The sequence below is a fragment of the Hanstruepera ponticola genome (genome assembly GCF_012931685.1).
Taxonomy (GTDB): Bacteria; Bacteroidota; Bacteroidia; order Flavobacteriales; family Flavobacteriaceae; genus Hanstruepera; species Hanstruepera ponticola.
The window spans coordinates 152,939-166,753 of the sequence record NZ_JABANC010000003.1 but is presented as its reverse complement, the minus strand read 5'-3'; the positions used below and the strand labels follow the sequence as shown (position 1 = coordinate 166,753).

At 33.3% G+C, this 13,815-nt stretch carries 13 protein-coding genes; 7 read left to right on the top strand and 6 right to left on the bottom strand.

The annotated features are described in order from the left end of the window. Nucleotide 1 precedes the first annotated feature (1 nt). The 5 genes from HGK31_RS09550 to HGK31_RS09530 all read left to right on the top strand — a co-directional run bounded on the left by HGK31_RS09550 (nucleotide 2) and on the right by HGK31_RS09530 (nucleotide 6,809). Entirely contained in the window at nucleotides 2–3,571 is a 3,570-nt protein-coding gene (locus tag HGK31_RS09550) for an ABC transporter permease/M1 family aminopeptidase (protein ID WP_191859544.1), read from the top strand. A 50-nt stretch (nucleotides 3,572–3,621) separates the two neighbouring features. After that, a complete protein-coding gene (locus HGK31_RS09545) occupies nucleotides 3,622–4,605 on the top strand; it encodes a hypothetical protein (RefSeq protein WP_191859543.1) in 984 nt (327 codons plus the stop codon). Nucleotides 4,606–5,236: 631 nt separating this feature from the next. Continuing rightward, the gene (locus HGK31_RS09540) at nucleotides 5,237–5,539 is read left to right on the top strand and encodes an HPF/RaiA family ribosome-associated protein (RefSeq protein ID WP_191859542.1); all 303 of its coding nucleotides are present in this window, start codon (nucleotides 5,237–5,239) and stop codon (nucleotides 5,537–5,539) included. 50 nt (nucleotides 5,540–5,589) lie between these two features. Next, nucleotides 5,590–6,396, top strand: coding sequence for a DUF1853 family protein (locus HGK31_RS09535; protein WP_191859541.1), 807 nt, complete (start codon nucleotides 5,590–5,592; stop codon nucleotides 6,394–6,396). Nucleotides 6,397–6,539: 143 nt separating this feature from the next. Beyond that, the gene (locus tag HGK31_RS09530) at nucleotides 6,540–6,809 is read left to right on the top strand and encodes a hypothetical protein (protein WP_104733795.1); all 270 of its coding nucleotides are present in this window, start codon (nucleotides 6,540–6,542) and stop codon (nucleotides 6,807–6,809) included. 1 nt (nucleotide 6,810) lies between these two features. On the opposite strand, the gene HGK31_RS09525 is transcribed toward HGK31_RS09530, so the two are convergent. Together HGK31_RS09525 and HGK31_RS09520 are read right to left on the bottom strand one after the other, a co-directional pair. Further along, nucleotides 6,811–7,182: a hypothetical protein gene (locus HGK31_RS09525; protein WP_104733796.1), complete on the bottom strand. Its 372-nt coding sequence runs from the start codon at nucleotides 7,180–7,182 to the stop codon at nucleotides 6,811–6,813. A gap of 96 nt (nucleotides 7,183–7,278) precedes the next feature. Continuing rightward, nucleotides 7,279–7,713, bottom strand: coding sequence for an SRPBCC family protein (locus HGK31_RS09520; protein ID WP_191859540.1), 435 nt, complete (start codon nucleotides 7,711–7,713; stop codon nucleotides 7,279–7,281). Between the two features lie 149 nt (nucleotides 7,714–7,862). Between HGK31_RS09520 and HGK31_RS09515 the strand changes: the two genes are divergently transcribed. After that, nucleotides 7,863–8,702 carry an OmpA/MotB family protein gene (locus HGK31_RS09515; protein WP_191859539.1) on the top strand — a complete coding sequence of 280 codons (840 nt, stop codon included), beginning with the start codon at nucleotides 7,863–7,865 and terminating at the stop codon, nucleotides 8,700–8,702. Between the two features lie 103 nt (nucleotides 8,703–8,805). Here HGK31_RS09515 and HGK31_RS09510 read toward each other — a convergent pair whose 3' ends face one another. Genes HGK31_RS09510 through HGK31_RS09500 form a run of 3 tightly spaced genes read right to left on the bottom strand, consistent with a single transcriptional unit; the run spans nucleotide 8,806 to nucleotide 12,290 of the window. Further along, a complete protein-coding gene (locus tag HGK31_RS09510; RefSeq protein ID WP_191859538.1) occupies nucleotides 8,806–9,657 on the bottom strand; it encodes a universal stress protein in 852 nt (283 codons plus the stop codon). A 45-nt stretch (nucleotides 9,658–9,702) separates the two neighbouring features. Beyond that, nucleotides 9,703–10,701, bottom strand: a complete 999-nt coding sequence (locus HGK31_RS09505; RefSeq protein ID WP_191859537.1) for an NADP-dependent oxidoreductase — start codon at nucleotides 10,699–10,701, stop codon at nucleotides 9,703–9,705. A gap of 32 nt (nucleotides 10,702–10,733) precedes the next feature. Further along, nucleotides 10,734–12,290 carry a DEAD/DEAH box helicase gene (locus HGK31_RS09500; protein ID WP_104733801.1) on the bottom strand — a complete coding sequence of 519 codons (1,557 nt, stop codon included), beginning with the start codon at nucleotides 12,288–12,290 and terminating at the stop codon, nucleotides 10,734–10,736. Nucleotides 12,291–12,422: 132 nt separating this feature from the next. On the opposite strand from HGK31_RS09500, the gene HGK31_RS09495 reads away from it, so the two are divergent. Then, nucleotides 12,423–13,013, top strand: coding sequence for a pseudouridine synthase (locus HGK31_RS09495; RefSeq protein WP_191859536.1), 591 nt, complete (start codon nucleotides 12,423–12,425; stop codon nucleotides 13,011–13,013). Here the strand turns inward: HGK31_RS09495 and HGK31_RS09490 are convergent. After that, entirely contained in the window at nucleotides 13,003–13,710 is a 708-nt protein-coding gene (locus tag HGK31_RS09490) for a hypothetical protein (protein ID WP_233451058.1), read from the bottom strand. The genes HGK31_RS09495 and HGK31_RS09490 overlap by 11 nt on opposite strands. Between the last annotated feature and the right edge of the window lie 105 nt (nucleotides 13,711–13,815).

Sequence of the window (13,815 nt, the reverse complement as noted above, 5' to 3'; positions counted from 1 at the left end):
TATGTTTAATAAACTCATTCAATTTGAAATAAGGTATCAGTTTAAACAAAGAGCTTTTCTTTTCCTTTCACTTTTGTTTTTAATAATTGGAATTCAAATTGGTAGGCAAGGTTATGGAAGAGGCACTTCTATTTACAATTCACCACAATCCATTACTGAAATTACTGGTATTCTAACATTAGGTGCCGTTTTTATCATCATGTTTTTTGTTATTAGCGGTGTGCTAAAAGACAGTCGCTATAATATGCAACCCATAATATTTAGTACGCCTGTAAAAAAACAGTATTATTTCTGGAGTCAATTTTTAGGTGTATTTATGGCAAGTGTATTATCCTTTTCCTCTTTTTTATTAGGATTTTTTATAACCACGTTGTTTCCTAATTTAGATCCAGAATTGGTAAATGCTTTTCATATTGCAGATTACTTATGGACGTTACTCATTATAGTTTTACCCAATATTTTTATATGTACTGCCATTATTTTTTCGGTGAGTATTTTAACAAAAAGTAACGTGGCTACTTATGCCAGTGCCATTTTAATTTATGCGTTGTATTTTCTCTGTTCGTTATTTTTAAACTCGCCAATTATGGCTAGTTCAACGCAAATGTCAGCTGATAGTTATGTTATGGCAGCCTTATTAGATCCGTTTGGATTATCTGCGCTTTTCGAACAGACACAGTTCTGGACCGTTTTTGAGAAGAATAGTAAATACATTGCGTTTGCTGGCAATTTTATGTGGAATAGACTATTATGGGTGCTAGTTGGCGTAATCACACTTTTAGTGACTTATCGTTTGTTTTCATTTAGAACCATTCAGAAAAAAACAAAGAAAAAAATAAGTCTAGATAACGGGCTTATAAATACAGTTCCGTATCATAAAGCAGCTGTAAATACGACTTACAAATCACAAATAAGCGCATTTATATCGCTGTTCAAGATTGAGATGACAAACAGTATGAAAAGCTTGCCGTTTATTGGTGTGGTTTTATTATGGATTACAATTGTAATTATAGAAGTTTTTTCAAGAATTGTAGAAGGTGGTCCTTACAATGACAGCTTATACCCAGCCATGTATAAGCTCATTGAGCTTTTTGTAGACCCGTTGTTATTTTTAAGTTATATACTAATCATATTTTATAGTGGTGAGATAGTTTGGAGAGAGCGCAGTTTACATTTTAATGGTATTATAGATAGTAGTCCAACAAGAAACCTGCCATTTTTCTTGTCAAAGTTTCTAGCTATACTGGGCTTACCAATGGTGTTGATTGTTATGGGAGCTTTAATAGCCATGCTATTGCAAGGTGTATTTGGTTATGATCACTTTGAAATAGACCTATATCTTTCACTTTTTTATAACCCAGGATTAACTTTTGTGTTTTATGCGCTTTTGGCTTTAGTTATTCAATCCTTAATACCTAATAAATATTTAGGCATGGGAATTACAGGTTTAATAATTGTATTTCTGGGAACCTCATTATCATCATCAATAGGCTTACAACACCCTATGCTTTTATTAGGAAAATTGCCAAATATTAATTTCTCTGGAATGAATGGTTTTAGTGGTATTGTAAAAGGCTATAATTATTTAGCGGTTTACTGGTTGTTATTCGCAAGTTTACTGGCTTTCCTGTCATTTAAACTATGGAAAAGAGGTGTGTCAACAAGTTTAAAATTTAGATTTAAACTTATGGTATCCAATTGGGGTAAAAAATCTACTATGGTTTTAACATCCTTATTACTATTATTTGGAACATCGGCAGCAACCGTATATTACAATACAAATGTAGAAACTGACTATATCACAACTCAAGAGCATTTGGATTTGCGAGAGGACTACGAGCGCTTATTTAAGAAATATGAAGATTTAAGAGGTTTATTTCCTATAAAAATGGAAACCGAAGTCGATCTTTATCCATCAGACAGTCGCTATGTCGTTAGGGCAACATATGTTCTAAAGAATAAAAGCTCAAAAACATTAAAGCAATACTTAATTACAGAAAAAGAACCACTACAGAGCATCAGTTTAGCCGGAGGCGAACTAGTGGAACATAATAAGGATCTAGGAACCTATTTATTTGATTTTAAGACACCTATTAGACCTAATGACGATCTGCTGTTCACCTATATAGTTGATAAACAATTAAAAGGTTTTGAAACATCAAAAAACATTGTTAAAAATGGAACTTATATTCAGCACAGGGATTTTGAACCCGCTTTAGGTTACAGAACAGCATTGGAGATTTCTAATCCTTTAGAACGTAAAGAAAGAGGTTTGCCAGAACGCGAAGAAGAAACCATTTCTGAAGATCATATTGTAACAACACAAAGTAGTATAGGGCGTGTGTATTATAAAACTGTAGTATCTACAGAGCATAACCAAATTGCTCTAGGATCTGGAGAACTTATTAAAAAATGGCGTGATACTAATAGAAACTATTATGAGTATGCTTCCGAAGCTTTAATCATGCCAACCATGGGCTACTTTTCAGCAAATTATGACGTGCATAGCACAACACACAAGGGTATTAAAATTGAACAGTATTTTATGCCAGAAAGCGCTTATAACAATAATAGGATAGAGGAGAGCACTATAAATACCTTAAACTATTGTACCGAAAATTTTGGTCCTTATCCATTTAAACATATCCGTATTGCGCAAATACCATCGCATTGGAGTTTTGGAGGATTTGCACATCCTGGTACTATTAGTATGACAGAAGATATGTTGCATTTAGTTGATTTACGAGACTCCACAGATTTTGATTTAGTAGCCAAGCGTACTATTCATGAAGTGGCTCATCAGTGGTTTGGTCATATACTAGGACCAAAACCCGTAGAAGGCGGTTCGATGTTTGTTGAAGGTTTTGCAAAATATTCTGAAGCTGTTGTCATGGAAAACATGTATGGAAAATCGGCTATTTGGGAATTAAGCCGTAATGCCAATAAAAAATATTTTACCTGGCGAACTTATGACACCCAAGTCGAACCACCAATTTATCAAGTTAGTGGACAAGGATTTTTATCCTATGGGAAAAATTATACTGTTATGCTGGCCTTAAGGGAATTAATTGGAGAAGATGTTGTGAATAAAGTGATAAAAAATTTAACAGAAAAATATAGAGATCAAGTTCAATTAGAAGTTACTTCAGTGGCATTTTTAAACGAAATTTATAAAGTAGCACCTCAAGAATATCATGATTTAATTGATGATTGGTTTAAGCGTGTCATTACTTACGATTTAAAAATTGAGACTGCATCAGTAACCAAAAAACAATCAAGCAATCAATTTGAGGTTGTTATTGATGTGAGTTCTGAAAGGTTTGAAACCAATAAAGATGGCAGTGAAACAAAGATTGACATTAACGAACCCATAAAAATAGGATTGTTTTCAAAACACCCAAAAGAATATGGTTTAAATGAAAAGCCTATTTATACATCAAATTACATCTTTAATAAAGATACGTCACAGATTATCATAACAGTAAATCAAGAACCTGTTTATGTAGCTATAGATGCCTATGGAACACGATCTGATGAAAACTATACTGATAATATTTTTAGAATTGAATAAAGTATTTAGTTAAAAATAATGAAGGGCTATCCATAACACGAACCAATAAAATGAAGAAGATTATATTATTAATAACATGTTTATCTATACAACTCATTTATGCGCAACAATCGGGTTATTATATGAATTGGAATATAGATCATACCGAACGAAGTGTTAAACCAAGTATAAAAATTAGTGAAGATGAATTACAAAACATGTATGGATATTATGTTGAGTTTGACAATCACGATAGATTACAAAGCGTCAAATTCTTTTTTGAAGGCAAGAAAAGTAATCACGGAAATTATGGAACACATGAACTGGAACGATTCTACTTTGATGATCATTTTATTGAAAAATACAAGAACACAAAAGGCGAATATGTTAGTATTTCAGGAGGAATAGATGAAAGAAAATATTTATTAAACACTTATGGTTATTGGATTAAGAAAGAAAACTACAGCAAAGGTAATTTAGTGACTGAAGGCGTAGCATATTCAAAAGTTACCCGAAATATAAAAAATGAATTAGCCACAGAAATTCAATTTTCAGTAACCAATGATACAATTCCTGATGGTAATGGCTTTCCAATAGTTAATTTCGCTTACGATCAAAATGGTTTAACCCTTTACAGACAAAACCTTGCTATAAATGGTAAAGTAGTAAATGGTGAGAATGGTTATGCCGCAGTAATTTTTCAATTCAATCAAGATGGAATGTTCTTTGAAGAACAGTTTCTCGATGAAAAAGGGAATCTATTTTTGCACCCAAGATTTGATTTAGCAAAAATAAATTGGAGAGCTTTTAATAAATATGGGAAGCCAGCTCGTATCTACTACATGAATGTTTTAGGATATCCTCATGAGCAAAGAGCTTACGGAAAAATAACCTACAGGCCTAATATGACGAGAGAAAGTATTACATTTTACAATAGAATAGGAGAAAAGACTGTAGACAGAAATGGTATTGCTAAATCGGTTTATAACTACAATGCAGACGGTAAATTTTTAGGAAGAACAAATTATAATTTTAATGGGGAAAAAATAAAATAAGGTATAAAAAACGTCTTTTTTGGGTTACTTGGATGAATTCTGGTATTAGTATTGTCATGAGAATAGCGTACAACCATTCTTTGTTGATATTTTATTGAATACGCGATTTTTAGAATATCAGAAGAATTAGAATTACTTTGACATAATCATGAACGATATAAGCCTAAAGGCATTATATCTATGATTATGATCAAATAGCCAAGCTATGCGTAATTCTTTTATAATAAATTAGAACAAAATGGCTGTGACATAATATCTGACGATATAATTCACATACGTGAAGTTATATCTGATATTATATCAAATACTGAAGTATTCACCATTTCACTTAATATACATTTGTACTATAATTTATATTATGTAAAATAGAATTTTTTTGTATAGCAGTGTTCACTTCCACTTTTTGTATCTAGATATCAAACATCCACTGGATGTTCGCTACTAGTTAGTATGTAAAATAGATTTTTTTGATTAAAGAGTTGTTAGTCCCTTATCTAGGAATTACATATCTTCTTCCTGTTCGATACTTCCCTGTAGTCAAATTATTTCTAAAAGCAAACGTGTTAATATTATTCGTAATCGAATTACTACCATTCACAGATTGTTCTTACATTGTAACAAAACAAAAAACATGAAAACCATATTTGAATACCATGATGTATCGCAAAGCGATGCACTAGAAACATTTACAAAAGAAAAATTGGAACCAATATTTAATCGCAACGAATTTATTATTCGTGCTGATATCTTTTTTAAGATTGAAAATACTAGCAGTGACGAAACTGGTAAAAAATGCGGTATTCGTTTGAGTGCTCCAGGTCCGCGTTTATTTGCTGAATCGTCTAAAGAAACATTTAAAGATGCTGTAAGTGATACTATAAAAGAATTACAGAGCCAAATACGAAAACGTAAGGAACAGATGAAAACGTATTAACAACTGGGTTGTATTATGTACTTTATTCAGCATGTATAACAGCTAAAGCATTGACAGATAACACAGTATTACAATATCATGGTTTTAGACAAACACCCAACTTATGGTTGGGTGCTGCTGTTTCTGGTCTTAAAGCTTTTGACTATGAATTGGCAAACCCCTTACCTGCTGTGGATTTACAGTATTTACCCCAACGTTTAGGTAAGCGCGTGGAGCATTTTGTGAGTCGTGAATTACAACAATTAACAGGTATAGAGCTGCTGGCTGAAAGTTTGCAAATTCAAAACGATAAGCAAACCATTGGTGAGATTGATATGTTGTTACAATCTCTTGATCATGCAATTCATTTGGAAATAGTTTACAAGTTTTATTTGTATGATTCTACGGTTGGTACTACAGTATTAGATCATTGGATTGGTCCTAACCGTAAGGATAGTTTCATTCAAAAACTAAACAAATTACAAACCAAGCAATTTCCTTTATTATATCATGCTTGTACCAAACCGTATCTGGACAAACTAGAACTACATGCAGAAAATCTATCTCAACAGTTGTTGTTTAAAGCGCAATTATTTGTGCCCATTGATAAGACCTATAGACATGACGCTATTTTAAATGAGGCCTGTATAGCAGGCTATTATTATAACAAGGAGCAGCTTCCCTCCTTGCGTTATTGTGAATGTTACTTGCCAGAAAAGATGGATTGGCTTACCATGGCGCACGACGATGTTAATTGGATGCCCTATACCCTCTTTATTTCCCGTTTGGAAGCACTACTGCAATCGCAGCGCTCACCTTTGGTTTGGATACGCCATCCAGATGGTAGCATGGAACGGATTTTTGTAGTGTGGTGGTAGCCCAAAAAACTATCGACGAACGGTAAATTGTTGTTTTTTAACGAAAAAAACGGTTTTATGTCAAACATTTTTGAAGGTCCTTCGCTCCAGATTGTATCTTGAATATAGAAACAAGGTCCCAAGCCTAATTAAACTTAACAATTATGGAAGCCAACTTATCACTTTTTAATCAGATAAACAGTTTATCTTATTGGTTCTTACTGGAGAGCAATTATAAAAGTTCTATTGTTCTAGATGCTGAAAAGGACACCTATTTTGTGACCATTAAAAAAGGCAGTAAACCTTTGTACACACATTGCATCAATCATTTTAGTAAAAAGAATAAAAACTTTTTGAAATTTGAATTGGTTGCTGTAGTCAATAGTTTGCTACATATAAAAGAAACGGTTAAACAAAGACAGTTAAGCGCTTAGGTTATTTTTTCTCTTTCTTTACGACCTCTAGTGGTTGTATTTCTGGTCGTACTTTTTTGTAAACATCCATCTGTGGTTGTGTAAGAATGTTTTGCATTTCAATTGTTTCTTGTTCTTGTAAGGCATAGAGTGCTCTTAACTTTTCCTTACCTTGGAGTGTGTTTTCAATTTTTTCTCTTCGGATTAAGAACTCTTCTACCTTAATATCAAACAAGCCTATTTGATCACTTGTTAATCCCAATTGCTTATTGTATTCAACAGTTAAGGCTTTTGCCTTTTCATCTAAACTAATGTCTGGTTTTTGCAACATAGGATCTTGAGCAAAAGTGCTTATTGAAAAAAATAATAAAAATATATATAGTGTAGTTTTCATAATAAATATATGGATTTGATTTATTATAATATAATGCACTCACGGCTTGAAGTCAAGCAATTTAAGATGTTTTAACATTTTAAGGTAACTCCCCTACTATTTTTCTAAATAGGTTTTTAGAGTTTGGAGCACCTCTGGCCAAGCTTGTTTAACGGCCTCATAGTACCAGTCCCAATCAGGTCCTTTTTGATACCCTTCCTGGCATAAGTATAATATTGTTTGGTCGCCATTTTGTTTGGCAATAACCGTTAGAGTCATATTACCTAATATGGGCTTTTCAGGATTGAAATATGTGAAGTTATCAATCACTAGCTGCATATTGGGATTATAGGTTTTGATGTTTCCAACTGACATATAACCAAAACCTTTATTGGTTACTTGCCAGGTTAAAGCATAAATACCATCAACTTCTGTATCAATAAAAGCGCGTTCCACCTGCCACCATTTTTCTAACAAACTAGGGTTTACAAACGCTGAAATAATGCTTTCAGGCTTGGATTGAATGGAAATGGTTGCTTCTACTTTTCTCATAAACCATCTGTTGGTTGGGTTCTATAAATATATATAAAGTTGTGCTGCCATAATGCAATTGTTAAAAAAAATATAAAAAATGTATTTCAACGTCTAATATGTGTTTTTGAGCGTAGATATAATAAACCATAAAAACTAAATAAACAATTATGAAGAAAATTTCAATCCTTGTACTAACCGGACTGTTTGTAATGTCGTGTGTATCAAAAAAGAAGTATGTTGCTTTACAACAAGAAAATGGTGAAATAAAAAGCGAACTGACCAAAACAAAAGTTGAGAAAGAAGATTTAGAAGCTAAATTTGCCGAAATTCAAGCTAGAATTGACACTTACAATTCAAAAATTAATTCCCTTACAGAAGAAAATGATGCTAAACTCGTAACTGTTGGTGATGACTTGGTGATCTCTAATGATGTGCGTAAGCAAATGAATGAAACCTTAAAGCATGTGGATCCAGCTGCTTTAGCTGAAGCTAAAACTTTAAAGGATTCTATGAATTTGGCGGTTGGTTATAACTTGCGTAAATCTATGGACACTAGTGATATGAATGAAGATGAGGACATAGCCATTAATATTAATGAAACTGTAGTTATGATTTCAATTTCTGATAAAATGCTATTTAATTCAGGTAGTTACCGAGTGAGTAATAAAGCAGATGGTATATTACAGAAGTTAGCTGATGTTATTAATTCAGAAGAAAGTCTTGAAGTAATGGTAGAAGGCCATACTGATAATAAAACTATGGTACCTGGTGCAGCTGTAAAGGACAACTGGGACTTGAGTGTATTGCGTGCTACATCAGTAGTTAAGAAATTACAAGAAGATTTTGACGTAGCTCCAGAAAAGCTAATTGCAGCTGGTAGAAGTTTTTACCAACCATTGGTTGATAACGATACTAAAGAAAACCGTTCAAAAAACAGACGTACACGTATTGTAATCTTGCCAAACATCAATAAGTTTTTTGCGATGTTGGAGAGCAACAACCAATAAGAAAAACATTATATATTATTAATTAATCCCTCAAAAAAACGCTCTAACAACTACATGTTAGAGCGTTTTTTATTAGAATAATGGGTGTTTTTAAATTGTAAAATTAAAATGACCTTTGGTCAAAAACCAATAATGGTACATCTAAATTGTGACTGATAGCTTTACTATGACTTCTAGTTGTTAGTTTTTCAAAAAAGCTTCGTTTTTTTGTTATGAGCGTTAGCATATCAATTTTTCTACTCTCGCTAAACACGTGAATTCCCATTTCAATTGATACATCAGTTAGTGTATAATACTCCGGAGTTATTGGCTTTAAAGCCTTTTCTAGAATGGCTCTTTTAGCTTCTAAATCTGATACAGGTCCTGAATTTTTATTAACCACATTAACCACTGCCAATTTCGCGTTACTTGATAGCGCTATTTCCTTAAGTAGAGAAAGACCATCTCCATAATTTTCAATAGAATAGTCTGTAGTAAATCCTATTTCATTAATATTATTGGCATTAGCAGTTTCAGGAACTGCTATAATAGGACACGATAATTTTAGAATTAATTGCGCTGCGTTACTACCAAATGTTGCCTTTTGTATAGCACTAGCGCCTTTATTTCCAATTACAACCACATCAATATGGTTGTTTTCAGAATAGCCTTGAACTGAAGCTGTAAGAGAACCATAGGCTAATTTTGTTTCAAATGTATGCTTTGAATTATTAGAATAATCTTGTACTTGTTTTAAAACTTTATCTAAATCCTCTTGAGACGATTTAGATCTGGAATCATGAATAGCTTGATAAGCACGTTTTGAGGTGATTCCAGCTGATGGTGCTGAAGATTGAGGTTCTAACGCATGTAAAATATAAAATTTACACGTATCATTCTTAAACAATTCTAGGGCATATTGCATAGCTTTCCATGCATTTTCAGAAAAATCAGTTGGGAGTAGTATGGTTTTCATGAATCTAATTGTATTATTAATGTTTAAATATTCGTTTAATTATAGTTATTCAATGACCTTTAGTATGAGTTTACCTAATTTATCTCCTGTAAATAGGCGCTTAAAGGTTTCCTGAAAGTTTTCAATACCTTCAAAAATGGTTTCTTTACTTTTAAGTTTACCCTGTTGCATCCAACCAGCCATTTCTTGCATAGCTTCTGGATATCTATCGGCATAATCCATAACTACCATACCTTGCATGGTAGCACGATTAACTAATAAGGACATATAATTACGTGGTCCTTTCATATCATCAATTTTATTGTATTGTGAAATAGCTCCACAAATAACTATGCGAGCTTTTTTTCGAAGTCTGGATAAAGCAGCTTCCAGTATTTCACCTCCCACATTATCAAAATACACATCAATCCCTTTCGGACAGGTTTCCTTTACAGCTTCAAAAACGTTTTGCGATTTGTAATCTATCGCAGCATCAAAACCTAATTGGTTTGTAATATAATCACACTTTTCCTTTCCGCCAGCTATACCAACAACATAACACCCTTTAATTTTAGCTATTTGGCCGACTACGCTACCCACTGCTCCTGCTCCACCTGAAACAACTACCACATCACCAGATTGGATTTTGCCAACTTCCAGAATACCGAAATAAGCCGTCATGCCTGGCATACCCAAAACGCCTAGGAATTTGGTCATAGGAACTTGGCTATCATCTACTTGATATAAGTTTTCACCATTCGAGATGGTATATTGCTGCACACCTCCCCAACCCGTAACAGTTTGACCGATGTTAAATTTGTTGTTATTTGACTTAATTACCTTTCCTATGGTACCTGCTCGCATGACATCACCCAATGCAACTGGTTCTATGTAGGATTTTGAATCATTCATCCAGCCACGCATGGCAGGATCTAATGATATGTAATGGTTTTGTATAAGTAGTTCGCCATTTTCAATTTCAGGAATGGGTGCTTCTTGTAATGACCAGGTATCGCTATCTGGCATGCCTTTTGGTCTTTTGTTTAGGATAAGTTGTTTATTCATACCCTAAATTTACAATTATAAAATTAGAAAAACTATTCTGCCGGACGACCATGAATTTCTAAAAACACATCATCAAAATTTGTGCGCAGATAGGATCGTAGTTTTTTACGATAATCATCCTTTAACCATTCAACAAAATTGAATGTACTTTTGCTAATGCATTTGGTATAGCGCTGTATCCTATAATCAATATCATCACCTAATTGTTTAGCTAAATCTAAAGCATCATAAACATCTTCGCTGTTTTCAATGCAAATTTTAGCATGATGCGCTATGGAACGTTCTAGTACAACTTTTGAAGATTCACCTGCACGTACAGCATCAATATAGGTTTTTTTGATATCAAAATATACCTCTTCAGAATTAGCGAAAGATTCACGTAATTCTTCAGGCATTTCGTAACGAAAGTTTTCTTCAATTTCATCATCGCCCAATATGCCATCTAGATAGAAGTTAGGCGTTCTGAAAATACGATGCCAATCCAGATCGGCTCCCCATGGTCCAAAACGATGTAAGTTATTACCTAGATCAATAACTGTGAAGGTATTTTTATTTTTTAAAATACGCGAACCCCTACCAATCATTTGATAGTATAACGTTAATGATTTGGTTGCACGGTTTAAGATTATGGAATCAACAGTAGGCTCATCAAAACCAGTAGTTAGAATACTTACCGAGGTTAAAATGGCATCTGGTGTTTCTTTAAACCATTTGAGTATTTTTTTACGTTCTTTTTTAGAATTGGTATTATCCAAATGCGCTACCGGATAACCAGCACGCCTGAATGTATCATATACATGTAACGACGTATTGATACCATTGTTAAAGATTAGCGTCTTTTTACCTTTTGAACGTTCTTCATAAGCTTGAATAAGCTTTGAAAGCATGTCGTTATTGGTATATAAGTCTTCAGACGACTTTACCGTATAATCTCCATTAGCACCAACCACTAATGATGTTAGACCAACATTGTAGGAATAGATTTCGGCTTTTGCCAAAAACTCATTATTTATAAGAGACTCAATACTTTCACCAACAATCAATTCATCATAATTATCCTTCATAGGTAATTTGATGTTAGAACTTAATGGTGTTGCTGTTACCCCAAGTATGAAAGACTTTTCAAAAAACTTAAACAATTTGGTAAATGAATTGTAATGCGCTTCGTCAATAATAACCAAGCCGATATCTGAAATATCCAGTTTGTCTTCATTCAAACGGTTATTAAGCGTTTCAACCATGGCAACAAAGCAACTGTATTGCGCTTGGTCATCAAGATTTGCTTTACTATTTACCACTTTATTCTCAACACCAAACTCGGTTAGCATCGACGATGTTTGTCGGCATAACTCAATACGATGTGTCATAACCAAAACTTTCTTTTGATGATGTTTTAGATACTGACGAACGATTTCGGAGAAAATAACGGTTTTTCCGCCACCAGTTGGTAATTGATATAATAGATGATAATCTTCTGGAGCTTCTTCGAAACTCTTGAAAATCTTGTTAATTGCACCTTTTTGATAACTATAGAGGTCCTTCCCTACCTTTCTATCTTCTAATTCTAATGTTGAAATAGTCTGACTCATAAAATTTTCCAATGTGCAAAAATAAGTTCTTTTCTAGGTTTTTACAGCCTATTTTTAAATTAAAATGGATACTTTTTCAACAGTTCATAGTTTAAAACTTAATTTTGTTAAGCTGAAGAATTTTCTTATTTTATGAAAGGTGCTCATTTTCAAAATCATAGACATTTTAAACTCTACAAACCCTATGGTTATATCAGCCAATTTATTATTAATGGAAAGCAGAAACGCAATAAAAAATTGTTAGGTGAATTTTATGATTTTCCAGAGGGTACAATGGCCATTGGTCGCCTGGATGAAAAATCGGAAGGGCTTTTATTACTGACTACTGATGGTAAAACAAGCACTTACATTACAAGTAATAATATAGAAAAAGAGTATTATGTTCAAGTGGATGGCACAATTACTAAAGATGCCATTAGATATTTAAGAGAAGGTGTTGTAATTGGGTTTGATGGTGAAAAATATAAGACAAAACCATGTATTGTTAATGAATTAAACATAAGCCCAAATTTGCCAGAACGTTCCAAAAAGATACGAGATGCCAGACATGGACCTACATCATGGATACGCATAACCATAACGGAAGGTAAGTTTAGACAAGTACGCAAAATGACATCGGCAGTTGGTTATCCAACCTTGCGTTTGGTACGTGTACGCATTGGAAATATTCTTTTAGACAATATGGATGTTGGTGCTGTTGAAGAATTACAAATTATTCCTTGACGACTATGATAGTAGCTTTCACGCCTGTTGCTAAAGCCCAATATTCATGGGCAATCACATTGCCGCCTTCATCCAAAATCAGAACTTCAGCTGTGTTAGGTGAAGCTTCTCCTTCGTTTAATGCTTGAAAATCCAATTTATTGAAACCTTCTTTGAGTTCCAATTCAAACCCAGTCATTGTATAACTTAATAGCACTTCAGCACGAATAATGTCTTCATCTGCAAAAACCCTTATCCGATCTCCATCTACTACACCTCCACCATCTTTATATGCAATCGTTACCTTTTTGCTTTTAGTCTTAAAATCACCTAAATATTGATCTTCAACAGCTCCCAAAGTCTGTCCTTCAATTCCTAAATCATGCTTTTTTTCTTGTTTCTTAAGCTTTTCACTATAAATCTCTCCAGGATTTCCAAATTTTTCTTTTGGAAACATGGAAAATTCACTGTTGTTAGAGCTTGAGGTATTTGGTACAGACATACCATTAATACGGTTACTATTTGGATTGCTTAAACCTTTATTATCCAAAGGCTTTATATCTAGGGAAGAGTCGCCATCAGATTGATTGGTTTCCGCTGGAATAATGGTAGTATTATTGCTACCGTCAACTTGAGCCTGTAGCACTGGTGCAGCCAAAAGCAGAAGACAAATTAACAAAACGATTCTTTCCATATAATTAATTAGAAATGATTTCATCAATAGATTTACAAAAACCATACCTATTCTATTTAAAATCAAATATAAATTAAAAAAAGAGAAACGGAATCCGCTTCTCTTTGTTTTAAGATAAGATTATAATTT